Source organism: Tenacibaculum todarodis (assembly GCF_001889045.1).
Classification (GTDB): Bacteria; Bacteroidota; Bacteroidia; order Flavobacteriales; family Flavobacteriaceae; genus Polaribacter; species Polaribacter todarodis.
This window is the reverse complement of sequence record NZ_CP018155.1, coordinates 1,835,442-1,858,463: the sequence shown is the minus strand read 5'-3', so window position 1 is coordinate 1,858,463 and position 23,022 is coordinate 1,835,442. Positions and strand designations below refer to the sequence as shown.

At 31.7% G+C, this 23,022-nt stretch carries 23 protein-coding genes; 13 read left to right on the top strand and 10 right to left on the bottom strand.

The annotated features are described in order from the left end of the window. Nucleotides 1-35: 35 nt before the first annotated feature. From LPB136_RS08420 to LPB136_RS08405, 4 genes are all read right to left on the bottom strand, one after another. On the bottom strand, nt 36-2,054 hold the full coding sequence (locus tag LPB136_RS08420; protein ID WP_072555894.1) for a M3 family metallopeptidase: 2,019 nt from the start codon (nt 2,052-2,054) through the stop codon (nt 36-38). 57 nt (nt 2,055-2,111) lie between these two features. Beyond that, the gene (gene purE / locus LPB136_RS08415) at nt 2,112-2,591 is read right to left on the bottom strand and encodes a 5-(carboxyamino)imidazole ribonucleotide mutase (RefSeq protein WP_072555893.1); all 480 of its coding nucleotides are present in this window, start codon (nt 2,589-2,591) and stop codon (nt 2,112-2,114) included. A gap of 2 nt (nt 2,592-2,593) precedes the next feature. Further along, on the bottom strand, nt 2,594-3,751 hold the full coding sequence (locus tag LPB136_RS08410; RefSeq protein WP_072555892.1) for a 5-(carboxyamino)imidazole ribonucleotide synthase: 1,158 nt from the start codon (nt 3,749-3,751) through the stop codon (nt 2,594-2,596). 61 nt (nt 3,752-3,812) lie between these two features. Continuing rightward, a complete protein-coding gene (locus LPB136_RS08405; RefSeq protein ID WP_072555891.1) occupies nt 3,813-4,220 on the bottom strand; it encodes a Rieske (2Fe-2S) protein in 408 nt (135 codons plus the stop codon). Nucleotides 4,221-4,331: 111 nt separating this feature from the next. Between LPB136_RS08405 and greA the strand changes: the two genes are divergently transcribed. The 3 genes from greA (at nt 4,332) to LPB136_RS08390 (ending at nt 5,639) form a co-directional block, all read left to right on the top strand. Then, on the top strand, nt 4,332-4,805 hold the full coding sequence (gene greA, locus LPB136_RS08400; RefSeq protein ID WP_072555890.1) for a transcription elongation factor GreA: 474 nt from the start codon (nt 4,332-4,334) through the stop codon (nt 4,803-4,805). A 250-nt stretch (nt 4,806-5,055) separates the two neighbouring features. Continuing rightward, nucleotides 5,056-5,445 (top strand): HIT family protein, encoded by a 390-nt coding sequence (locus LPB136_RS08395; protein WP_072555889.1) that lies wholly within the window; start codon nt 5,056-5,058, stop codon nt 5,443-5,445. Nucleotides 5,446-5,447: 2 nt separating this feature from the next. Beyond that, entirely contained in the window at nt 5,448-5,639 is a 192-nt protein-coding gene (locus LPB136_RS08390) for a hypothetical protein (RefSeq protein ID WP_072555888.1), read from the top strand. Here the strand turns inward: LPB136_RS08390 and LPB136_RS08385 are convergent. Further along, nucleotides 5,636-6,787, bottom strand: coding sequence for a sensor histidine kinase (locus tag LPB136_RS08385; protein ID WP_072555887.1), 1,152 nt, complete (start codon nt 6,785-6,787; stop codon nt 5,636-5,638). The two genes, LPB136_RS08390 and LPB136_RS08385, sit on opposite strands and share 4 nt — an antisense overlap. 76 nt (nt 6,788-6,863) lie before the next feature. Here LPB136_RS08385 and LPB136_RS08380 point away from each other — a divergent pair, with 76 nt between their 5' ends. Both LPB136_RS08380 and LPB136_RS08375 read left to right on the top strand, forming a co-directional pair. Further along, complete coding sequence (locus tag LPB136_RS08380) at nt 6,864-7,724, top strand: flavin reductase family protein (RefSeq protein WP_072555886.1); 861 nt, start codon at nt 6,864-6,866, stop codon at nt 7,722-7,724. A gap of 7 nt (nt 7,725-7,731) precedes the next feature. Then, nucleotides 7,732-8,094 (top strand): DUF3127 domain-containing protein, encoded by a 363-nt coding sequence (locus LPB136_RS08375; protein WP_072555885.1) that lies wholly within the window; start codon nt 7,732-7,734, stop codon nt 8,092-8,094. A 364-nt stretch (nt 8,095-8,458) separates the two neighbouring features. Here LPB136_RS08375 and LPB136_RS08370 read toward each other — a convergent pair whose 3' ends face one another. Then, entirely contained in the window at nt 8,459-8,698 is a 240-nt protein-coding gene (locus LPB136_RS08370) for a DUF1456 family protein (RefSeq protein WP_072555884.1), read from the bottom strand. Between the two features lie 19 nt (nt 8,699-8,717). After that, on the bottom strand, nt 8,718-9,338 hold the full coding sequence (locus LPB136_RS08365) for a YqaA family protein (RefSeq protein ID WP_072555883.1): 621 nt from the start codon (nt 9,336-9,338) through the stop codon (nt 8,718-8,720). Between the two features lie 130 nt (nt 9,339-9,468). Between LPB136_RS08365 and aat the strand changes: the two genes are divergently transcribed. Together aat and LPB136_RS08355 are read left to right on the top strand one after the other, a co-directional pair. Beyond that, the gene (gene aat, locus LPB136_RS08360; RefSeq protein ID WP_072555882.1) at nt 9,469-10,110 is read left to right on the top strand and encodes a leucyl/phenylalanyl-tRNA--protein transferase; all 642 of its coding nucleotides are present in this window, start codon (nt 9,469-9,471) and stop codon (nt 10,108-10,110) included. Between the two features lie 24 nt (nt 10,111-10,134). Continuing rightward, on the top strand, nt 10,135-10,461 hold the full coding sequence (locus LPB136_RS08355; protein WP_072555881.1) for a nucleotide pyrophosphohydrolase: 327 nt from the start codon (nt 10,135-10,137) through the stop codon (nt 10,459-10,461). A 102-nt stretch (nt 10,462-10,563) separates the two neighbouring features. Here LPB136_RS08355 and LPB136_RS08350 read toward each other — a convergent pair whose 3' ends face one another. Next, on the bottom strand, nt 10,564-13,671 hold the full coding sequence (locus LPB136_RS08350; protein ID WP_072555880.1) for a WD40/YVTN/BNR-like repeat-containing protein: 3,108 nt from the start codon (nt 13,669-13,671) through the stop codon (nt 10,564-10,566). Nucleotides 13,672-13,726: 55 nt separating this feature from the next. Between LPB136_RS08350 and LPB136_RS08345 the strand changes: the two genes are divergently transcribed. The 4 genes from LPB136_RS08345 to LPB136_RS08330 all read left to right on the top strand — a co-directional run bounded on the left by LPB136_RS08345 (nt 13,727) and on the right by LPB136_RS08330 (nt 18,599). Then, nucleotides 13,727-14,959, top strand: coding sequence for a 3-phosphoshikimate 1-carboxyvinyltransferase (locus tag LPB136_RS08345; protein WP_072555879.1), 1,233 nt, complete (start codon nt 13,727-13,729; stop codon nt 14,957-14,959). Nucleotides 14,960-15,027: 68 nt separating this feature from the next. Further along, nucleotides 15,028-16,077: a tRNA preQ1(34) S-adenosylmethionine ribosyltransferase-isomerase QueA gene (gene queA, locus LPB136_RS08340; protein WP_072555878.1), complete on the top strand. Its 1,050-nt coding sequence runs from the start codon at nt 15,028-15,030 to the stop codon at nt 16,075-16,077. A 253-nt stretch (nt 16,078-16,330) separates the two neighbouring features. Beyond that, nucleotides 16,331-17,368, top strand: coding sequence for a dual-specificity RNA methyltransferase RlmN (rlmN, locus tag LPB136_RS08335; protein ID WP_072555877.1), 1,038 nt, complete (start codon nt 16,331-16,333; stop codon nt 17,366-17,368). Nucleotides 17,369-17,621: 253 nt separating this feature from the next. After that, nucleotides 17,622-18,599 (top strand): polyprenyl synthetase family protein, encoded by a 978-nt coding sequence (locus LPB136_RS08330; RefSeq protein ID WP_072555876.1) that lies wholly within the window; start codon nt 17,622-17,624, stop codon nt 18,597-18,599. An 8-nt stretch (nt 18,600-18,607) separates the two neighbouring features. Here the strand turns inward: LPB136_RS08330 and LPB136_RS08325 are convergent, their stop codons facing one another. Continuing rightward, nucleotides 18,608-20,116, bottom strand: coding sequence for a GH3 auxin-responsive promoter family protein (locus LPB136_RS08325; protein ID WP_072555875.1), 1,509 nt, complete (start codon nt 20,114-20,116; stop codon nt 18,608-18,610). 56 nt (nt 20,117-20,172) lie between these two features. Here LPB136_RS08325 and LPB136_RS08320 point away from each other — a divergent pair, with 56 nt between their 5' ends. Continuing rightward, the gene (locus tag LPB136_RS08320) at nt 20,173-20,967 is read left to right on the top strand and encodes a DUF2797 domain-containing protein (protein ID WP_083426235.1); all 795 of its coding nucleotides are present in this window, start codon (nt 20,173-20,175) and stop codon (nt 20,965-20,967) included. Between the two features lie 36 nt (nt 20,968-21,003). Beyond that, nucleotides 21,004-21,957 (top strand): carbon-nitrogen hydrolase family protein, encoded by a 954-nt coding sequence (locus LPB136_RS08315; protein ID WP_072555873.1) that lies wholly within the window; start codon nt 21,004-21,006, stop codon nt 21,955-21,957. Nucleotide 21,958: 1 nt separating this feature from the next. Here the strand turns inward: LPB136_RS08315 and LPB136_RS08310 are convergent, their stop codons facing one another. Further along, nucleotides 21,959-22,972, bottom strand: a complete 1,014-nt coding sequence (locus LPB136_RS08310) for a LacI family DNA-binding transcriptional regulator (protein WP_072555872.1) — start codon at nt 22,970-22,972, stop codon at nt 21,959-21,961. Between the last annotated feature and the right edge of the window lie 50 nt (nt 22,973-23,022).

The window sequence follows — 23,022 nt, the reverse complement described above, 5'->3', positions numbered from 1 at the left end:
TTATAAATGATTGTGTTTTGAAGTGTTATTTAATGTTAAATTAAACCTGCTCTTCTTAATAACGCATCTGGTTTTGGTTCTTTACCGCGAAAGCGTTTGTATAATTCCATTGGTTTTTCTGTTCCTCCTTTAGAAAGTACATTTTCTTTAAACTTGGTGGCAACTTCTTTGTTGAAAATTCCTTCTTCTAAGAAATATTCAAAAGCATCTGCATCTAAAACTTCGGCCCATTTATACGAATAATATCCGGCAGAATATCCGCCTTGAAAAATATGAGAAAAAGCAGTGCTCATGCAGTTTTCTTCAGCATCAGGATATAGTTTTGTTTCTGCAAAAGCAGAAGTTTCAAATTCTTTTACAGATGTTATTGTCTGTGGCGACTCGCTACCGTGCCATTGCATGTCTAAAAGACCAAAACTTAATTGACGAAGCGTTTGCATACCTTCATGAAAACTTGCTGATTCTTTTATTTTCTGCACATATTCCATCGGAATTGTTTCACCAGTTTCATAGTGTTTAGCAAATAATTCTAAAGCCTCTTTTTCAAAACACCAATTCTCTAAAACCTGACTTGGTAATTCAACAAAATCCCAAGAAACTGAAGTTCCAGATAAACTATTGTAGGTTGTGTTAGCCAACATTCCGTGTAAAGCATGTCCAAACTCATGAAACAAAGTTGTAACCTCGTTAAAAGTTAATAAAGACGGTTTTGTTTCGGTTGGTTTGGTGAAATTACAAACAATAGAAACTTGTGGTCTTTCGTTAATTCCGTTTTTAATTTGTTGCGATTTATAACTTGTCATCCATGCGCCATTTCTTTTCCCTTTTCTTGGGTGAAAATCAGCATAAAAATGGGATACAAAATTTCCTTTGGCGTCAGTTACAGAATATGTTTTTACATCTTCGTGATATTTATCAATTGAGTCAATTTCTTCAAATTGTAAATCGAATAATTTATTGGCAATTTCAAAAACACCGTCAATTACGTTTTCTAATTGAAAATACGGTTTTAGTAATTCTTGATCTAAAGAAAATAATTCTTTCTTTAATTTCTCTGAATAATAACTACCATCCCATTTTTGAAGCTTGTCTATTCCATCTAACTTCTTAGCGTAGTTTTCTAAATTGGTAAATTCTCGTTGCGCAGCAGGTTTTGCTTTTGCTAATAAATCATTAGAAAAAGAAATCACTTTCTCCGGAGTTTCTGCCATTCGTTCTTCTAAAACAAAATGTGCGTGTGTTTTATAACCTAAAATATTGGCTCTTTTATGACGAAGATTTACAATATCTAAAACAATCTGTTCGTTGTTGAATTCGTTTTGTTGAAACCCTTTTTTACCAGCAGCTATTGCTAATTTCTTACGCAGTTCTCTATTGTCTGCATACGTCATAAACGGTATATAGCTTGGATAGTCTAATGTAAAAACCCAACCATCTTTCTCTTTAGATTTAGCAACTTCTTTTGCCGCTTCTTTTACACTTTCAGGTAAGCCAGATACATCTTTTTCATCTGTTAAATGCATTTCAAAAGCATTGGTTTCTGCTAAAATATTTTCACCAAATTTTAAAGATAATTTAGATAATTCAGCATCAACTTTACGTAATTCGGTTTTATCTGTATCGCTTAAATTCGCCCCATTTCTCGCAAAACTTTTATATTGTTTGTCTAACAACATTTGTTGCTCTGGAGTTAAGTCTAAACTTTCTTTAGCGTCAAAAACGTGTTTTACTCTTTTAAATAAATCTTCATTTAACGTAATATCGTTACTAAATTCACTTAACCAAGGAGAAACTTCTTGTGCTATTTTCTGAATTTCCTCGTTAGTTTCAGCAGAATTTAAGTTGAAAAAAATAGACGTAATTCTATTCAGTTTTTCGCCTGTAAAATCTAGTGCAACTGTTGTGTTTTCAAAAGTAGGAGCATCTGTATTATTTATAAGTGCATCAATTTCTGCTCTAGCAATTTCAATCCCTTTTTTAATTGCGGGTTTGTAGTCTGTATTAGAAATTTTAGAAAACGGAGCAGTATTAAAATCTTGTAAAAGTGGATTCATCTTAAAAAATGTGTAATTGGTTATTTGTTGAAGCGTGTAATTGTTAAAAATGAATTTTTATTTTCTTACGCGTTCAGAAGCTTTTTCAACCTTCACTTTTAACTCTTCTTTGTAGGCTATAATTTTATCTAAAACAGTTTTGTCCGAAGCACCAATAATTTGTGCTGCTAAAATACCTGCATTTTTTGCGCCATCTAAAGCAACAGTTGCTACAGGAACACCGCCAGGCATTTGTAAAATTGATAAAACAGAATCCCAACCATCAATAGAATTTCTACTTTTTACAGGGACTCCAATTATTGGTAACGGACTCATAGAAGCTACCATTCCTGGTAAATGCGCTGCACCTCCAGCGCCTGCAATAATTGCTTTTATGCCACGTAAATGTGCGTTTTTAGAATAGTCAACCAATTTTTCTGGAGTTCTGTGAGCAGAAACAATGTCTACTTCAATTTTAATATTAAAACTCTCTAAAATATCAATTGCTTCTTGCATTATTGGAAGATCAGAATCGCTTCCCATTATAATTCCTACCATAATTATTTACTTATTACTCTAATTGTTTCTTTTACTTGTTGCGCTATTTTTCTAGCGTCATCTATATTTTCATTTACAATAGTTACATGTCCCATTTTTCTAAAAGGACGTGTTTCTTTTTTACCGTAAATATGTGGCGTTACACCATCAATTTTTAAAATTTCTTCGATATTTTCATAGATAACTTCACCAGAAAAACCTTCATCTCCAACTAAGTTTACCATAATTCCTGCAACTTTACTGTTAGTGTTTCCTAAAGGAAGATTTAAAATGCTACGTAAATGTTGTTCAAACTGATTTGTATAACTTGCTTCAATAGAATAATGCCCAGAATTATGTGGTCTAGGAGCTACTTCGTTTACTAAAATTCTATCATCTACTGTCTGAAACATTTCAACAGCCAATAAACCAACAAAATCTAAATCACTTACTATTTTTAAAGCCAATTCTCTTGCGTTTTCAGCAACTTGAGAATCTATTCTTGCTGGGCAAATAACATATTCTACTTGGTTTGCTTCTGGATGAAACTCCATTTCTACAACGGGATATGTTTTTACTTCTCCGTCAGCATTTCTTGCAACAATTACAGCCAATTCGTTTTTAAAGGGAATTAACTTTTCCGTAATACATTCAACTAACGGTAAACTTTCTAAATCTTCAATATTTCTAACAATTTTTACGCCGTTTCCATCATAACCAAAACGAGCAGCTTTCCAGACAAAAGGGAATTCAACGATATCGTTTTCTACCGCGTGTTTTAATTCTTCCAAATATGCATAATGAGAAAACGCTGCTGTAGGTATTTGATGATCTACATAAAAATTCTTCTGCCTAGCTTTACTTTGAATAATTCGTAAATCTTTAGGTTTAGGAAAGATGGTTAATCCTTCGTCTTCCAATTTATCTAACGCATCTAAATTTACATTTTCAATTTCTATGGTTAATAAATCTACTGTTTTTCCAAAGTTATAAACTGCATCAAAATCAAGTAAATCACCTTGATGAAATTCGTTACAAATTTGTGCACAAGGTGCGTTTTTATTACTATCTAAAATAGCTGTATAAATGTCTAGTTTTTGAGTTTCGGCAAGTAGCATTCTACCTAGTTGACCGCCACCTAAAATTCCTAGTTTAAAATCGGAAGAGAAATAATTTTTCAAAAGTGTTATTGTTGAGTTGTGTACACAAAAATAACAATCTAAATGTAGAAATTAGATAAAATTAACGAGTAATTTGTAAAGTGTTATTACCAACATTAAAGATACTGTATTCAAGCGCAAAACAACCTTCTCCATTAATTGGTGAACCGTCTAAAGTGCTATATTCTTTGCTGGAGCAAGTACATTTCAGTTTTAAACCATCAAAAGTCATTGGTGTAGTGCAATCATTTTCTGGGCATTTTAAATCAAAAGCTTTATAAGCAGTATTAGTTCTACGAATAATTATTAAATTTCTTGCAGCAACACTAGTAATAGAACTTCCGCCTGGAACTTGTATATCTATATATTGCGCATTATTAAGATCAATAGTTTCATTAAAAGAAAAATTAGAGAAACAATTATTATTTATAATATCGCTACTGCAACCTAAAAAAGTAATAAAAACAAGTAATAATAATAAATTTTTCATCTTAAAAAAGGGCTTTGTATTTAGGTAAACGAGTGCAATTTACAAATATTTTGTACATTTGTAATCTAATCTCATTCCTATTGGTGTGAGATTTTTTAAATTATTAGAAAGATGAGTGAAATATCATATTATTCGCCAGAAGGTTTAAAAAACCTAAAAGACGAGCTAGTTCAGTTAGAACAAGTAGAAAGACCAAGAGTAACGCAAGAAATTGCAGATGCAAGAGATAAAGGAGATTTAAGTGAAAATGCAGAATATCATGCAGCAAAAGAAGAACAATCTCACTTAGAATTTAAGATTGCAAAATTAAAAAATGTAATTTCTAATGCACGTATTATAGATGAATCTCAATTAGATACGTCTAAAATATTAATACATTCAATTATAAAAATTAAGAACACCGTAAACAATATGGAGTTCAGTTATACCTTAGTTGCCGATTCAGAAACTGATGTTAGAAACGGAAAACTATCGGTAAACTCGCCAATTGGTAAAGGTTTATTAGGTAAAGAAGTTGGAGATATTGCAGAAATTCAGGTTCCAAACGGAATTATGAAGTTCGAGATTATGGAAATTTCTAGATAATTTTTTTAGAAGCTATTTCCTGCTTTCCGCACTCGCTTTTTTTGGGTTTTCGACTACGCTCAACCACCAAAAAAGAGCTCAAACAAATGCTTCAATCAGGGCTAAGCTACTTTATAAACTGTAGTGTTTACTCAAAAAGCATAGTTTTTTAAGAAGATTAAATTATAAATTCGGGTTTTGGCTTTGCCAAAACCCGAATTCTTTTTTATATTTACTAAGAACTTAAAACTAAAAATTTAGAACTTAAGAAATGAGCATATTTACAAAAATAATAAACGGAGAAATTCCATCTTATAAAATAGCAGAAGACGATACTTATTTTGCTTTTTTAGATATTAATCCAAATGCAAAAGGACACACATTAGTAGTTCCAAAACGAGAAGAGAACAAATTATTCGACCTTCAAAAAGACGAATATTTAGGTTTAATGGATTTCTCATACAGAGTTGCAAAAGCTATTGAAAAAACAATACCATGTAAACGGGTTGGTATGAGTGTAATTGGATTAGAAGTGCCGCATGTTCATGTACATTTAATTCCGTTAAATGAAATGGCAGATATTCAATTTAGCAAAAAAGAAAAATTAACAAATGAAGAATTTGTTGCTTTGGCAGAAGGAATTGCAGGAAATTTTATTTAGTTATGAAAAAATGGCAAAAAGTTGGCTTAGTTTGGGGTTTAAGTATGTTTATATTTATGTCTTTTGTATGGCCTCTAATTAGTGGAGAAGAGATTACTTTAAAAAAGATTTTAATTGGTATTCCAATATGGACAATAGCTGGTTTTCTTTTTGGTTATTCACAAAGAAATAATTTAGATAAAAAGAAAAACTAAACCTTTTCTAACTGTACCTCAAAAGTAGTTCCTTTTCCAATTTCCGATTTTTTTACAACTATTTTTCCTTTGTGGTAATCGTTAATAATACGCTTAGAAAGCGATAAACCTAAACCCCAACCACGTTTTTTGGTAGTAAAACCAGGTTTAAAAATCTGTTTTTGTTGCGATTTCGGAATTCCTTTTCCCGTATCAGAAACTAATATTTTTACATGTTTGTTGGTTTCTTCAATTTGTACACTTAAAGAACCTTTACCTAACATTGCATCAATAGCGTTTTTAATCAAATTTTCTATAACCCAACTATATAATTCGGAATTTAAGTTAGCAAAAATGGCTTCCTGCGATGCAGAAAAAGAAAAGGTAATTTGCTTAGAGCTTCTAGATTTTAAATAATTGTAAGATGTTTCAGTTTCTGTAACAATATTTGTTTTCTTCAATTCTGGCAAAGAACCAATTTTAGAAAAACGATTTGCAATAGTGTTTAATCTATGTACATCTTTTTCTATTTCATCAATATATTTATCATCTACCTTTTCCATTTTTAAAATAGCAATCCAACCCAAAAGAGAAGAAAGCGGCGTACCAATTTGATGCGCGGTTTCCTTTGCCATTCCTGTCCAAAGTTTGTTTTGTTCCGCAATTTTATTCGAATTAAAAAACAAATAAATAACCGATAAAAACAAGATTAAAATCAAGATTAACGCTAACGGATAATACGTAAGTTTATTCAGTAAATCGGAATTTCTATAGTAGATTAGTTTTTTGTTTTCACCTTTATAACTAATTTCAATAGGTTCATTTTCTGACTTCATTTTTGCCAACTGTAATGCAACGTATTCTGGATTTAAAGATTTTATAGCATCTAAATTCTGAAACGATTCTATTTTACCATTTTCATCAACAAGAATTAAAGGAATGTTATTACTACTTTCAATAACTTTTAGTGGTAAATCTACATTTGCATTTAAGTCTGTGTTAGTTGCAAGTTCCTTTTGTGCGGTAGCTAAAATTTCCATTTTAACGCGTTCTTCATCCTTAAATTTCTGAAAGAAAACGTAGGTGTTCCAAAGAATTAAAGAAACAATAATAAACGATATTAAGATGGCAAATCGTTTAAACCATAATGTGTTTTTAAAAAGGCTCATTGGTCAAATATAAAGCATTCTCAAAACATAACTTATATTATAAATAGATAGTATATTTACAGTAAAATTTTTATTGATGCTTACAATAGACCCAAAAGAAATACCAACAGGCAAATTACACGGTTATTTATTAGGTGCAATTGCACCAAGACCCATTGCATTTGCAAGTACAATTGATGCTAATGGAAACCCAAATTTATCGCCATTTAGTTTCTTTAATGTGTTTGGTGCAAATCCGCCAATGTTAATTTTTTCTCCTGCAAGAAGTGTTAGGAATAACACAACAAAACACACTTTAGACAATGCGGAAATCACAAAAGAAGTAGTAATAAACGTAGTGAATTACGATATTGTTCAGCAAATGTCTTTAAGCAGCACAATGTATGCAAAAGGTGTTAATGAGTTTGAAAAAGCAGGATTAACAATGTTAAAATCGGACATTGTAAAACCATTTAGAGTCGCGGAATCTCCAGTACAATTAGAATGTAAAGTAACCGATATTATTTATACGGGAACAGAAGGTGGCGCAGGAAATTTAATTGTTTGCGAAGTTGTAAAAATGCACATAAATGAAGACATTTTAGCAGAAGACGGAAGTATAGATCAGCACAAAATAGATTTAGTTGCCAGAGCAGGAGGAAGCTATTATACGCGTGCAAGAGATGGGTTTTTTGAAATACCAAAACCAATATCAACTTTAGGAATTGGCGTAGATGCAATTCCTTCTTCAGTAAGAAATAGTACTGTATTAACAGGTAACAATTTAGGAATGTTGGGTAATGTAGAAAAATTACCAAACACAGCAGATGTTGATAACTTTGCAAAAGAACAACCACAGTTTTTAAACATTTCTGAAGAAAAAAAGCATATTTTTGCCCAAGAATTTTTAACAAAAAACGATGTGGATAGCGCTTGGAAAGTGCTATTAATTAAATAGATAGAAAATGGAAGTAATAGGAAAAATCAAATTAGTAGGCGAAACTCAAACTTTTGGAAGTAATGGATTTAGAAAACGTGAAGTTGTTGTAACAACTGACGAACAATATCCACAAATGATAATGATTGAGTTTGTACAAGATAAATGTGATTTATTAAACAGCTATAAAGTTGGTCAAGACGTAAAAGTATCTATTAATTTACGTGGACGTGAGTGGATTAATCCAGAAGGAGTTGCAAAGTATTTTAACTCTGTACAAGGTTGGAGAATTGAAGGCCTTTCTCAAGCAGCATCTAGCACACCACCAGCAGAGCAATTTGCTCCAGCTCCAGATTTAACAGCTAGCGAGCCAGACGATTTACCATTCTAGTTATAGAAGTAAGATTTTTAGAATCAAGAGACAAGACTAAAAAAGAGAGCGAATATTTTCGCTCTCTTTTTTGTTTATTTCTATTTTGTCTTGGTTCTTGTATCTAAAAGCGAAGCGGTCTTTTTTCTAAAAGATTTTTTTTTGAAGCTATTTCCAGCTTTCCGCTATATCTTTTTTCTTTTGTTCTCGATACAAATTTTTCATTCTTCAAAATTCACTCGAACTGACAGAAAAAAGGATGCTCCCGAAACTTCGGGACAATCTGGGCTAGGCTTGTTTGTTATTTATAGGTAAAATTGTTTTGCCTTCTAACGTCTAGTATCTAAAAGCAAAGCGGTCTAAAAATCTAAAAAAAAAAAGAAGTTTACTTCTTTTTTTCTGGCATTGGTCCACGAAGATGTATAATTAAACCATTTAAGAAATTACGTAAAAACTGATCTCCACATTCCATGTATTTCGGATGTTCTTCATTTCTAAAAATTGCACCTAATTCTCCTTTAGTAACTTTAAAATCTACCAAGGCACAAATTTCAATAATATCTGTATCACGTAGTTTATTAGCTACTCTTAATTTTTTGAAAATATCGTTATTTGTCAATCCCATTTTAATAAATATAAATTATTTAATTAACTACATTAAAAATTAATGAAGCATAAAAAGCAAAACGTAAAAAACGAAATAACCCAAAAAGAACTACTCGTTTAAACGGATATTTGATCATACCAGCTGTTAAACAGCTAATAGCAAAAGGAAGTGGTAATAAAGCACCTGCAATAATTAACAGGCTTCCCCATTTGCTAGTATTTTTTAGATTGTCGGCCATTTTTACTTCTAGGTATTCTTTAACCGATTTTATTTTTAAAGACATTCTTCCTAAAAAATAAGCCGTTAAACCTCCTAAATAAGATAAAGTAGCTAAAATAGATAAGTTTAAAATTGGGCTTGCAGTTTTCTTAGACCAAGCTATAAAAATTTCTGGAGGAATTAATCCAAGAATAGTTTCAGAAATATAAAAAGTAACTAAAACTCCAATTCTAGAAAAGGTCTCAGTAATTGTTTGCAAACCATCGTTGATATTATAAACGTACTTATTAAATAAAATTAATCCAACAACAGCGGCAACAATAGGCCAAAAAGCTTTTTTTAAACTTTCCCAAAGAAACATGTAAAACCCTGTACGTTGATAGTAGTTGTGTATCAGTTTCGCTTTTTGCTTAGCAGATTTTTGTTTCTTTTTAGCCATTTAATTTTTGTTCCTTTTTCGGAATAGCAAAAGTACGCACATTTTAATAATTTCATTGTTAAGATTTTTCTATTTTTGAATTTAATTTAAGTATAACCTTTACCAACCTAAAAAAAACAATCATTTATTAATGATTTGGCTCAGTGAAAAATTAGAATTCCCACCACACAAAACCGCTACAAAAGATGGTGTTTTGGCGTTAGGAGGTGATTTATCAATAGAAAGATTAAAGTTAGCATATAGTAACGGAATTTTTCCTTGGTATTCTGAAGGAGAACCAATTGTTTGGTATACTCCGCCAGAAAGGATGTTATTGTTTCCTGAAAATTTAAAAGTGTCTAAATCGATGCGTAAAGTCATCAAAAAAAATGATTTCATAATTACAGAAAACACAGCTTTTGAAGAAGTTATTTTTAATTGTAAAACAATAAATAGAAAAGACGAATTTGGTACTTGGATTACAGATGATATGCAGCAAGCCTACATTAACTTACATAAAAACGGATTTGCAAAATCGATAGAGGTTTGGCACTTCGACTCCGCTCAGTATAAGCAAATTTTAGTTGGAGGTTTATATGGAGTAGATTTAGGAAACGGAGTTTTCTGTGGAGAAAGTATGTTTAGCAAAGTCTCCAATGTTTCTAAATTGGCATTTATTCATCTAGTAAATAATTGTGGGTATAAATTTATAGATTGCCAAGTATATAACCATCATTTAGCTAGTTTGGGGGCGCTTGAAGTTAGTAGAAAAGAATTTTTAAAGTATCTTTGATTTTTAATTTTTTCATATAAAAAGATGAACATACAAAACGCACAGCAACAAGTAGACGATTGGATTAAAAATCACGGAGTTCGTTATTTTAACGAGCTTACAAATATGGCACAGTTAACGGAAGAGGTTGGTGAAGTAGCACGTATTATTGCACGTCGTTATGGAGAACAGAGTGAAAAAGAATCTGATAAAAATAAAGATTTAGGAGAAGAATTGGCAGATGTTATGTTTGTTGTTTTATGTTTGGCTAACCAAACAGGTATTAATTTACAAGATGCTTTTGAAAAAAAGTTAGACATTAAAACAAAAAGAGATCACGATCGTCATCATAATAATGAGAAGTTGAAATGATTATTTGTCATTCCTGCGTAGGTAGGAATCCATAATTTGCCAATTACAATTAATCAACTTTTAATAGATTCCTGCCATTGCAGGAATGACAGAAATGTTATGTTAATCCAACTGAATTAAATCAATATTACTGTCTTTTACTTTCTGATTTAATTCTTTTACGCCATTTGTAAATAGTGCATTTAGTTTACCTAATTCTACATTAATTTCTTTCGTAATTTCATTTTTAAAATCGATAGATTGCTGCGTAGGAGCATAGTTTCCTATTCTTGTTAACGAGTTTAAATGGGCTAATTTATTGTTTAATCGAATAGGGAAATTCAACGGATCTTGACCGCTTTTAGATTTTGTTTGATATAAAGTTTCTTCAACTTTCGTCATGTCTTTTACCAGTTTGTCAGCAAAATCTAGTAGTTCTTTATGTTTTTCCTTGTCTTTAATAGACTTCTTTAAACTACCAACTTGAGTTCTCACTTTCTTTACATTTTTTAAAGCAACATGAATTTCAGTCATTTTTTCGTTGATTTCATTTATAAAATCAAATTGCATTTTCATATCGCTTTCGGTAGCTTCCGAAGTTGGATTTCTCAAAATTGTAAATTCAGAAATTTTCTTAGTGTCATTAACTGCTAATTCCACTTTGTAATTTCCAGGCAACGCCATTGGGCCATTTAAAGAAGCCCACCAAAGAATCATTCCTTTTACTTTTTCTGCTCCAGGATACATCATATTCCAGTAGAAAATATTGTTACCATCCTCAACTTTTAATTTTTCCTCTTTTTCTTCCTTATCAGGTCTTGTTGAGTATTTTTTAATCAATTTATCATTTGAATCAAAAATTGATAACGAAATTGTATCCTTTTCAGAAGTTTTTTTGATGAAATAATTTATGGCAACTCCACCAGGATGATTTGTTCCTGCTGTTCTGGAAGTTCTACCATTTCCGCCACTCATATTGTAGGCATCTTTCGGTTTGTATAAAACCATATCTTCATTTAATAGGGAAGAATTTAATTGATGAAGTGGTGTTAAATCGTCAATAATCCAAAGTGAACGTCCTTGCGTTGCAGCAATTAAATTATCATCTTTAATTGTTAAATCTGTAATTGGAACAATTGGTAAATTCTGCTGAAAAGATTGCCAATTTTTTCCGTCATCAAAAGAAATATACATACCTCTTTCTGTTCCTGCATACAATAAACCTTTACGTTTTGGATCTCCTCTCAATGCTCTTGTAAAATCTTCTGAAGCAATTCCGTTGGTAATTTGTTTCCAAGATTTTCCGTAGTTTTCTGTTTTATAAATATACGGTTTGTAATCTCCAGATTTGTATTTTGTTCCAACAACGTAAGCACTTCCTTTATCAAAAGGACTTACTTCAATTGCGTTAATCATCATCCATTCTGGCATGTTTTTAGGCGTTACATTATCCCAAGAAGCTCCATTGTTTTTAGTAACATGTACTAATCCATCGTCTGAACCCGTCCAAATTAAACCAGTTTCTAAAGAAGATTCTGTGGCAGCGAAAATAGTTCCGTAATATTCTACTCCTGTATTGTCTTGCGTTATTGGTCCACCAGAAGATTTTAAAGTTTTAGGATCGTTTCTTGTTAAATCTGGACTAATTACTTTCCAAGATTGTCCTTCATTTTCACTTACGTGTAAATGATTGGAAGCTGCGTATAACTTCTTTTTATTATTAGGCGAAAAGAAGATTGGAAAATTCCATTGAAAACGATATTTAAAATCTTCAGCTCCGTGTCCCATTGGATCATCTGGCCAAACATTTACGGCTCTTGTTTCTCCTGTTTTATGATTTTTTCTGGTTAACAAACCACCGTAACTTCCACCATAAACAACATCATCATTTAAAGGATCTACAGCGATATGAGCACTTTCTCCACCAGCGGTAGATTCCCAATCAGATTCAGTAATAAAACGTCCAGCAGTTCTGTGAGAAATTCTAACTGTAGAATTATCTTGTTGTGCTGCTAAAATTCTGTACGGAAAATGATTATCGGTAGTTACTCTATAAAATTGTGATGTTGGTTGATTCATATATGTACTCCAATTTTCACCAGCATCAAAAGAAACTTGCGCGCCACCATCATCTCCTATAACCATTCGTTGGTTGTCTTCTGGCGAAATCCATAAATCGTGATGATCTCCATGTGGAGCATTATACGTTTTATAAGTTTTTCCGCCGTCTGTAGATTTATGATAACGAACATTTAACACATATAAAATATCTTCGTCTTGCGTATCTGCATACAAACGCGTGTAATACCAAGCTCTTTGGCGTAATTTTCTTTCTGAATTGATAAGTTTCCAGGTTTTTCCAGCATCCGTAGATTTATAAACACCACCTTTTTTATTTTCGATTAAAGCATACACAATATCAGAATTTACAGGTGAAACTGTAACGCCAGAAATTCCCCAAACACCTTTTGGTAAACCTTTATTTGCAGAAATATTTGTCCAAGTTTCTCCACCATCTGTACTTTTAAACATTGCCGAGCCTTTTCCACCAGAAGATAAACTATAAGGTGTTCTTCTAACATCCCAAGTAGTTGCGTATAAAATTCTTGGGTTATTTGGGTCTATAATTAAATCGATTGCTCCAGAATTTTCATCAGAAAATAAAACACGTTTCCAGTTTTCTCCGCCATCTATAGATTTATAAACACCTCTTTCTTGGGTTGGTTTATATAAATCTCCCATAACGGCAGCAAAAACAATGTCGGAGTTTTTAGGATGAATTCTCATTCTCGAAATATGACGTGAATTTTTTAGTCCAATATGGCGCCAAGTTTTACCTGCGTTTTCAGATTTCCAAATTCCGTCTCCAGAAGAAACATTTCCACGAACTGTTTTTTCTCCCATTCCAACATACATTACATTATTGTCGGACTCAGAAACAGCAACGGCACCAACAGAACCACCAAAAAATCCGTCGGAAATATTTTGCCAAGTATTACCAGCGTCATTGGTTTTCCAAACACCACCACCAGTTGCGCCCATATAAAACAAGTTTGCTTTATTTGGAACACCAGTTACAGCAGCAGATCTTCCGCCTCTAAACGGACCAATATTTCGCCATTTTACAGCGCTAAAATATTCGGTAGAAACTTTGTCAGTTTTTTTTTGTGCATTAACTTTGAAATTTGCTGATAATAACAAGCAAATTGATAAAAAAAGGATTTTTTTCATGTTGATTAGTTGTAAGTTTGGGCATTAAAAGTAAGAATTAAAATTAGTTTTTAGAATGGATGTATTGTTAAAAGTTTTAAACGATAAAATAATAAAAGAAGAAATCATTATTTCGGGTTCTAAAAGTGAATCTAATAGATTGTTAATTCTTCAGAATTTGTTTCCGGAAGTAACCATAGAAAACTTGTCCGATTCAGATGATTCTGTACATATGCAACACGCACTTTCTACAAATAATGAAACGGTAGATATTGGCCACGCAGGAACAGCAATGCGCTTTTTAACATCGTATTTTGCTGTAAAAGAAGGTAGGGAAGTTGTGCTTACAGGTTCAGAAAGAATGCAAAATAGACCTATAGAAATATTGGTTAATGCATTAAAAGATTTAGGAGCAGAAATTACTTATGAAGACAAAATTGGTTATCCTCCAATTAGAATTAAAGGGAGAAAAATTACTACAAGTAGAGTAGCAATAAACGGAAATGTAAGTAGTCAATACATTTCTTCATTATTATTAATTGCTGCTAAGTTAAAAAGTGGTTTAGAGATAGAACTTATTGGTAAAATTACTTCTGTTCCATATATAAATATGACGCTTAGTTTGTTAAATCAACTTGGAATCGAAACTAGTTTTCAGGAAAATAGTATAAAAGTTCTTCCAAAGAAATCAATAGAAAAACAAACAGTTGTTGTAGAGTCAGATTGGTCTTCGGCAAGTTATTTTTATTCAATAATTGCATTGGCAAAAATAGGGTCAGAAATAAAATTATCTGCCTATAAAAAAGATAGTTTACAAGGAGATTCTTGTTTGGCAGAAATTTACCAACATTTTGGAGTAGAAACAGTTTTTGGAGATAATTTTATCAACCTTAAGAAAGTAAAAGATACTCAAAAAGAAGTATTGGAAATCAACTTACAAAACGCACCAGACATTGCACAAACTATTGCAGTAACTTGTTTTGCAGAAAGTATAGCGTGTAATTTAACAGGTTTGCACACACTTAAAATAAAAGAAACAGATAGGTTAGAAGCACTTAAAGAAGAACTTACTAAATTAGGCGCAACAATTTCGGTAACAAATGAAAGTTTGCATTTAGAAGTAAGTTCAGAAATTAAAGAAAATGTAGCAATAAAAACCTATAATGATCATAGAATGGCAATGGCATTTGCGCCACTTGCTTTTAGAACTTCTATTAAAATTTTAAATGCAGAAGTAGTTTCAAAATCCTTTCAAAGTTTTTGGAAAGACATGCAACAAGTTGGTATTCAAACGCAAGAAATAAAATAAACATCAAAACACTTGACAACGCCTATTCCGATATCGTATATTTGCCCACCTTATAAGAAAACGCATATATGAAATTATCACACTTTGGATTTGAATTGCCAGAAGAATTATTAGCAGAATATCCTACTGAACATAGAGATGAGTCTCGTTTAATGGTATTACACCGCGATACGCAAAAAATTGAACACAAACTTTTTAAAGATGTAATCGATTATTTTGACGAAGGTGATGTTATGATGCTAAACAATACCAAGGTTTTTCCTGCGCGTATGTTTGGTAATAAAGAAAAAACAGGTGCTCGTATAGAGGTTTTCTTATTAAGAGAATTAAATGCAGAAAACAGATTGTGGGATGTTTTAGTAGATCCAGCACGTAAAATTAGAATTGGAAACAAATTATTTTTTGGAGAAGATGATAGTTTAGTAGCAGAAGTTATAGACAACACAACATCTCGTGGTAGAACTTTACGTTTCTTGTTCGATGGAGATTACGATGAGTTTAGAGTAAAGTTACAAGAACTTGGACAAACTCCATTACCAAAAACTATAAATAGAGAATTAGAACCAGAAGACGAAGAACGTTACCAAACAATATTTGCAAAGCATGAAGGAGCTGTAGCAGCTCCAACTGCAGGTTTACACTTTTCTAAACACTTAATGAAGCGTTTAGAAATTAAAGGAGTAGACTTTGCAGAGTTAACGTTACACGTTGGTTTAGGAACCTTTAACTCTGTAGAAGTAGAAGATTTATCGAAGCACAAAATGGATTCTGAAAAAATAATTATACCGCAAAAAACTAGCGATATGATTAATAATGCATTAAAAACTAAAAAACGTATTTGCGCTGTAGGTACAACAGTTATGCGTACTGTAGAGTCTTCAGTTTCTTCAAGCGGAGAATTAAATGCTTTTGAAGGTTGGACAAATAAATTCATTTTTCCACCGCACGATTTTAGCATTGCAAATAGTATGATTACAAATTTACACACACCAAAATCTACTTTATTAATGCAAGCAGCAGCTTTTGGAGGTTACGATTTTGTAATGGAAGCTTACCAAGTTGCCATAAAAGAAAAGTACAGATTTTCAACTTACGGAGACGCAATGTTAATTATATAACAAGTAAACAACATATATTTTCTAGAAAACTGATAGCGCAAGTTATCAGTTTTTTTTGTATCTTGAGTATAGTAAAAAGATGGGCGTTCCCTTTCAGGTCGCGCTTTTTGCACTTGCTTTTTTCGTTCCTCAAAAGAGCTCAAACAATTGCTACAATCGCTAACGCGGGCGTACTAATAAAAGGTAGTTATAACCTCAAAATATATACGTATTTTTGCAACTCATATTTTTATAACCTTTCAATAGCAATCACTTGGATAAGAAAAAAGACATACGCGCTCTAACTAAAGAACAACTAAGAGATTTTTTTGTAGAAAACGGAGACAAAGCCTTCCGAGGAAACCAAGTATACGAATGGTTGTGGAGTAAGTCTTTACATACTTTTGAAGATATGACTAACATTTCTAAAGAAACAAGAGAAATGTTAGAAGCTAACTTTGTAATCAATCACATAGAAGTAGATTCTATGCAACAAAGTAAAGACGGAACTATCAAAAACGGAATAAAACTCCACGATGGTTTAATTGTAGAGTCTGTTTTAATACCAACACCAAAAAGAACAACAGCTTGTGTTTCTAGTCAAGTTGGTTGTAGTTTAGATTGTAAATTCTGCGCAACCGCACGTTTAAAAAGAATGCGTAATCTTAACCCAGATGAAATTTACGATCAAGTTGTAGCAATAGACAAACAAAGTAGATTATATCACGGTCATAAACTTACAAACATTGTGTTTATGGGAATGGGAGAACCGCTTATGAATTACAATAATGTAATAAAAGCTATCGATAAAATTACATCGCCAGAAGGTTTAGGAATGTCTCCAAAAAGAATTGTAGTTTCTACATCTGGAGTTCCAAAAATCATTAAAAAAATGGCAGATGATGAAGTTAAATTCAATTTAGCTGTTTCATTACACTCGGCAATAGATGAGGTAAGAACGTCAATAATGCCATTTAATAGCAAGATGAATCTAGTAGATTTACGTGAGTCTTTAGAATATTGGTACGAAAAAACTAATAGAATGATTACGTATGAATATGTAGTTTGGAACGGAATTAATGATCGTAAAGAAGACATAAAAGCATTGGTAGAATTCTGTAGTTACGTTCCTTGTAAAGTAAATTTAATAGAATACAATCCAATTGACGACGGAGAGTTTCAACAAGCAACAAACTCTGCTATAAACAATTATATTTCTAACTTAGAAATGAATGACATTACTGTAAATGTGCGTCGTTCTCGTGGAAAAGATATCGATGCAGCTTGTGGGCAATTGGCTAATAAAAGTTAAGATAAGACACGAATTTCACAGATTTACACGAATTTTTGAAAACCTTTAGGATTTCTATTTATTTTTTTTAGCGTTCTGTCATTCCTGCGTAGGCAGGAATCTACATATTTTGTATTCATTATCTTTTTTAAACGTGTGTAAATTTATCCGTATAAATCTGTGAAATTCGTGTCTATTTTTTATTTTAATTCAAGTGCTTTCACAGTTATTAAATTAGGTGAATTCTTGTATATATTTCCTATTTTTGTAATGCATGAAACCAGTAGAACAAATAAAGCTTCCTATTAAAAGTGAAATGGAACTCTTTGAAACCAAATTCAAAGATTCTATGCTTTCTAAAGTACCGTTGTTAAACCGAATTACGTATTATATTGTTCGTAGAAAAGGAAAACAAATGCGACCAATGTTTGTGTTTTTGGTAGCAAAAATGGTCTCAGATGGCGGTTTTGATGAGCGTACTTATCGTGGCGCTTCTGTAGTAGAATTAATTCATACCGCAACTTTGGTACATGACGATGTTGTAGATGATAGTAACAGGCGTAGAGGTTTCTTTTCAATAAATGCACTTTGGAAAAATAAAATTGCTGTTTTAGTAGGCGATTTTTTACTTTCAAAAGGCTTGTTACTTTCTATAGATAACGAAGATTTTGACATCTTAAAACTGATTTCTATTGCTGTTCGCGAAATGAGCGAAGGGGAATTATTACAAATAGAAAAAGCACGTAAATTAGACATTACAGAAGATATTTATTTTGAAATTATCCGTCAAAAAACAGCAACTTTAATTGCTGCTTGTTGTGGTATTGGAGCAGCATCCGTTGGTGCAAGTCAAGATACGGTTCAGCAAATGAGAAAATTTGGAGAATACATTGGTATTGCCTTTCAAATTAAAGACGATTTGTTTGATTATTCTGACGAAAAAATAGGGAAACCGACTGGAATAGATATCAAAGAACAAAAAATGACGTTGCCGTTAATTCATACTTTGAATACTTGTTCAGAGAAAGATAAAAAGTGGCTAATCAACTCTATAAAGAAATATAATAAAGATAAAAAACGTGTAAAAGAAGTTATTGCATTCGTTAAAAATAATGGCGGAATTGAATACACAACAGCCCAAATGCACGATTATAAAAGTAAAGCAATTGCTATTTTAGATAACTTCCCAACTTCAGATTATAAGAGCTCGTTACTACAAATGATTGAGTATGTTGTAGAACGTAAAATCTAACTTACTATTTATAGTTCTAAAAGTTCTTCAATAAAATCTCTTTTATTAGATAAACGAGGCACTTTATGTTGCCCTCCTAATTTACCTTTTGAGCTCAACCAAGCATAAAATAAACCTTTTTCTGCAACATGAACGGTTGGCATTCCTAGCGTCATATTATTGTAACGTTTTGCTTCGTAATCAGAATTTATAGCTTTTAAAGCATTGTCTAAAAGCTCAGTGAAATAGGCAATGTTGTTTGGTTTTTTATTGAATTCAATAATCCACTCGTGTCCGCCTTTTTGTGTTTCGCTCATAAAAATTGGGGCAACAGTATAATCTAAAACAGCAGCATTTGTTTTTTTACAAGCTTGTTTTAAAGCTTCTTCAGCATTTTCAATAATTAACTCTTCACCAAAAACATTTATAAAATGTTTTGTACGTCCAGTAATTTTTATTCTGTAAGGTTCTGTAGAAGTAAATTTAACAGTGTCACCAATTAAATAACGCCATAAACCACCATTTGTAGTAATTACAATAGCGTAATTAATCCCTTTTTTAACTTCCGAAATTGGAATTGCAACGGAGTTTTCTTCATCGTAAGAATCCATTGGAATAAATTCATAGAAAATTCCATAATCTAACATTAATAATAGTTCATCAGAATTATTACGATCTTGAATTCCGAAAAATCCTTCTGATGCATTATAGGTTTCAAAATACTTAAAATCTGCTTTAGGAATCAGTTTTTTATACTGTTCTCTATAAGGATTGAAGTTTACGCCTCCGTGAAAATAAACTTCCAAATTTGGCCAAACTTCTAATATATTATTTTTTCCAGTTTTTTCTAAAACCCTGTTTAGTAAAACCAACATCCAACTTGGTACGCCAATTAAACTAGTAATGTTTTCATGAATGGTTTCATCAATTATGGCTTCCATTTTGGTTTCCCATTCGCCCATTAAAGCTACTTCTTGGCTTGGTGCAGAACTATAATCTGCCCAAAAAGGCAAGTTTTCAGTAATAATTGCAGATAAATCGCCAAAATATGTATTGTTGTCTTCGTAAATTGCTGTACTTCCGCCTAATTTTAATCCTTTTCCTGTAAACATTTTAGTTTCTTCGTTGTTGTTTATGTATAAACACAACATGTCTTTACCTGCTTTTAAATGGCAGTTTTCTAAAGCTTCGTCACTAACAGGAATATATTTACTTTTAGCATTTGTAGTTCCACTAGATTTTGCAAACCAACGTATGTTTGTTGGCCAAAATAAGTTTTGTTCTCCTTTTCTACAACGTTCAATTAAGGGTTCAATACTTTCATATTTCTGAATAGGAACAGCATCTGCAAAATCACTATAACTATTTATAGAAGAAAAATCTAGTTGTATACCAAGCTCTGTGTTTTTTGCAGTTTCTACAAGTCTTTTTAATAATTCTTGTTGAACATCATCAGGATATTTTAAAAATAATTCTATTTGGTGTTTTCGCTTCTTCAAGAACCAAGATATAATAGAATTTATAAACGGAAACGCCATAGATTAAGACTTAATTTGTAAGTTTGTTAGGAGTTAAAAATAGTAAATTTTACGCAATGCAATACCAAGGAGTTTTAAAAAAGATGTTAACTGAAAATAATGATGAGATTCAGTATTATTTAGATATGGAATCTGATTTTATTAATATGAATCAGTTACTTACAAAAACTATTACTATTCAGTTTGTAAAATATCAGTGTTTAAATTGTGGTTTAGACAAGCAAATTTACCGACAAGGATTTTGTAAAAGCTGTTTTTTTGAAACAGCTCGTGCTGGAGATTGGATTATGAGGCCAGAATTAAGTAAAGCACATTTAGGTATTGAAGATCGTGATTTAGAATATGAAAAACAGTCGCAATTAAAGCCTCATATTGTGTATTTAGCTAATTCTAGCAACGTAAAAGTTGGTGTAACGCGTAAAAGTCAAGTGCCAACGCGTTGGATAGATCAAGGAGCACATGAAGCTATTGAAATTGTTGAAGTTCCAAATAGATACTTAGCAGGAATTACCGAAGTTGCTTTAAAAGAACATGTTGCCGATAAAACTAATTGGCGTAAAATGTTAAAGAATGATGTTGTTGATGAAAGCTTAGAAGATTGGAAAAATAAATTAAAACAATACATTCCTGAAGAAGCAAAAGAATATTTTATAGAAAATAATAAAGAAACTGAATTAAAGTTTCCTGTTATTGCTTATCCAGAAAAACCTAAAAGCTTAAACTTGATTAAAACGCCCAATTATTCTGGAAAATTAGTTGGAATAAAAGGACAATATTTAATTTTTGAAGACCAAACAGTTTTTAATGTGAGAGCAAATGAAGGTTTGGTTGTACAAATTAGTATTCAGTAAAATAGTGGCAGTTTTCAGTATTAAAAATAAATAAAAATGAAAAACAACTTACTAAAAGTAGCCTTAGCGCAGATTTCACCAGTTTGGTTGAATAAAGAAAAAACTCTTGAAAAGATTGAGAAATCTATAGTTGATGCTTCAAAAGTGAGTTGTGAACTTATTGTTTTTGGTGAAGCGTTGTTGCCTGGTTATCCATTTTGGATTGCCTTAACAAATGGTGCAGAATGGGATTCTACAACGCAAAAGGAAATTCATGCACATTACGTCCGTAATTCAATTACTATAGAAAAAGGTGAGTTGGATTCCGTTTGTAAATTGGCAAAAGAAAATAATATTGCTATTTATTTAGGTATTATGGAACGTGCTCAAAATAGAGGAGGACACAGTATTTATGCTTCTTTGGTGTATATAAATCAAGACGGAAAAATAAAATCTGTGCACAGAAAATTGCAGCCAACTTTTGATGAACGATTAACTTGGGCGCCTGGAGACGGAAACGGATTACAAGTTCATCCGCTTAAAGAATTTACGGTTGGTGGTTTAAACTGTTGGGAAAATTGGATGCCTTTACCAAGAACTGCATTATATGGTTTGGGAGAAAATTTACACATTGCTGTTTGGCCCGGAAGCGATCATAACACAAAAGATATTACACGTTTTATTGCAAGGGAATCTCGTTCTTTTGTGATTTCTGTTTCTAGTTTAATGGCAAAATCAGACTTTCCAAAAGACGTTCCGCATTATGATGAAATTGTAAAAGAGGCACCAGATGTTTTAGCAAACGGAGGTTCTTGTATTGCTTCACCTGATGGAGAGTGGTTAGTGGAACCTGTTTTACATAAAGAAGGTTTAATTATTGAAACTTTAGACTTTAATAGAGTTTTAGAAGAGCGTCAAAACTTTGACTGTGTTGGTCATTATTCTCGACCAGATGTTACTAAATTACATGTAAATAGAGAACGACAAAGTACGGTTTCTTATGATGATTAAATTACTTCGTAGAATCTCTAATTACTAAATCTGTTTTTATAATTTTAGTAATAGTTTCAGTGTTTTTCTTTTCTAATTTATCAAGTAGGATTTTAGCAGCAGTTTCACCTATTAATTCTCCATGTTGACTAATTGTTGTTAATTTAGGACTAGAATGTCTTGCTAAAATTCCGTTAGAGAAAGCAACAACAGAAACGTCTTTTGGTATTTCTTTTCCGTTTTTTACTAAGGCTTTCATTGTAGCAACTGCGGCAGATTCTCCAGTTGTAATTACACTATCAATTTTATTTTTTTCTAGAAAAGGAATTAAAATTGCTTCGTATTTTTTGTAATCTTTTTCAAAAATGTTAATTACTAAATCTTCTTTAAAAGGAATTCCAACATTTTCTAATCCTTTTTTATATCCCAAAAAACGTTGTTTACCAATATGTAAATTACTAAGAGTAGAAACAAAAGCTATTTCTTTATGTCCTTTTTTATAAAGAAACTCTACGGTATCAAGAGCACCATTAAAGTCATCAGTTATTACTTTATCACAATCAATAGTTTGTGCAACTCGATCAAACATAACAATTGGTGTTCCGTCTTGGATAGTTTCATTAAAATGATTGTAGTTGTTTTTTAGCTCAGTTTCCTTAGACATTGACAAAATAAAACCATCAATACTTCCATTAGAAAGCATTTCTATAATTTCTGTTTCTTTATCGTGGGATTCATTTGAGATACAAGTAATTATTTTATATCCTTTTTTATTTGCGGCGTCTTCAATCCCTTTAAATACTTGAGCAAAAAAATAATTTAGCATTGTTGGTATAATTACTCCAATAGTTTTTGTACTTCTGTTTTTTAAGCTAATTGCGTTAAAATTGGGCTTGTAATTATTTTCTTTGGCGTATTTTTTAATTTTTTCTTTTGTAGCTTCACTTATCTCATAACTATCATTTAAAGCTTTTGAAACTGTAGATATAGATACACTAAACTCTTTTGCAATGTCTTTAATGGTAAGTTTTTTCATAAAAAAAATAAAGGCTCAATATACGGAAAATCTAGCGAGTAGATTTTAAG

What these genes read in the sequence shown, in the direction of transcription:
- LPB136_RS08420 (WP_072555894.1), bottom strand. Translation starts at nt 2,054, where the DNA reads ATGAATCCACTTTTACAAGATTTTAATACTGCTCCGTTTTCTAAAATT.
- purE (WP_072555893.1), bottom strand. Translation starts at nt 2,591, where the DNA reads ATGGTAGGAATTATAATGGGAAGCGATTCTGATCTTCCAATAATGCAA.
- LPB136_RS08405 (WP_072555891.1), bottom strand. Translation starts at nt 4,220, where the DNA reads ATGAAAAATTTATTATTATTACTTGTTTTTATTACTTTTTTAGGTTGC.
- greA (WP_072555890.1), top strand. Translation starts at nt 4,332, where the DNA reads ATGAGTGAAATATCATATTATTCGCCAGAAGGTTTAAAAAACCTAAAA.
- LPB136_RS08395 (WP_072555889.1), top strand. Translation starts at nt 5,056, where the DNA reads ATGAGCATATTTACAAAAATAATAAACGGAGAAATTCCATCTTATAAA.
- LPB136_RS08390 (WP_072555888.1), top strand. Translation starts at nt 5,448, where the DNA reads ATGAAAAAATGGCAAAAAGTTGGCTTAGTTTGGGGTTTAAGTATGTTT.
- LPB136_RS08385 (WP_072555887.1), bottom strand. Translation starts at nt 6,787, where the DNA reads ATGAGCCTTTTTAAAAACACATTATGGTTTAAACGATTTGCCATCTTA.
- LPB136_RS08380 (WP_072555886.1), top strand. Translation starts at nt 6,864, where the DNA reads ATGCTTACAATAGACCCAAAAGAAATACCAACAGGCAAATTACACGGT.
- LPB136_RS08375 (WP_072555885.1), top strand. Translation starts at nt 7,732, where the DNA reads ATGGAAGTAATAGGAAAAATCAAATTAGTAGGCGAAACTCAAACTTTT.
- LPB136_RS08370 (WP_072555884.1), bottom strand. Translation starts at nt 8,698, where the DNA reads ATGGGATTGACAAATAACGATATTTTCAAAAAATTAAGAGTAGCTAAT.
- LPB136_RS08365 (WP_072555883.1), bottom strand. Translation starts at nt 9,338, where the DNA reads ATGGCTAAAAAGAAACAAAAATCTGCTAAGCAAAAAGCGAAACTGATA.
- aat (WP_072555882.1), top strand. Translation starts at nt 9,469, where the DNA reads ATGATTTGGCTCAGTGAAAAATTAGAATTCCCACCACACAAAACCGCT.
- LPB136_RS08355 (WP_072555881.1), top strand. Translation starts at nt 10,135, where the DNA reads ATGAACATACAAAACGCACAGCAACAAGTAGACGATTGGATTAAAAAT.
- LPB136_RS08350 (WP_072555880.1), bottom strand. Translation starts at nt 13,671, where the DNA reads ATGAAAAAAATCCTTTTTTTATCAATTTGCTTGTTATTATCAGCAAAT.
- LPB136_RS08345 (WP_072555879.1), top strand. Translation starts at nt 13,727, where the DNA reads ATGGATGTATTGTTAAAAGTTTTAAACGATAAAATAATAAAAGAAGAA.
- queA (WP_072555878.1), top strand. Translation starts at nt 15,028, where the DNA reads ATGAAATTATCACACTTTGGATTTGAATTGCCAGAAGAATTATTAGCA.
- LPB136_RS08330 (WP_072555876.1), top strand. Translation starts at nt 17,622, where the DNA reads ATGAAACCAGTAGAACAAATAAAGCTTCCTATTAAAAGTGAAATGGAA.
- LPB136_RS08325 (WP_072555875.1), bottom strand. Translation starts at nt 20,116, where the DNA reads ATGGCGTTTCCGTTTATAAATTCTATTATATCTTGGTTCTTGAAGAAG.
- LPB136_RS08320 (WP_083426235.1), top strand. Translation starts at nt 20,173, where the DNA reads ATGCAATACCAAGGAGTTTTAAAAAAGATGTTAACTGAAAATAATGAT.
- LPB136_RS08315 (WP_072555873.1), top strand. Translation starts at nt 21,004, where the DNA reads ATGAAAAACAACTTACTAAAAGTAGCCTTAGCGCAGATTTCACCAGTT.
- LPB136_RS08310 (WP_072555872.1), bottom strand. Translation starts at nt 22,972, where the DNA reads ATGAAAAAACTTACCATTAAAGACATTGCAAAAGAGTTTAGTGTATCT.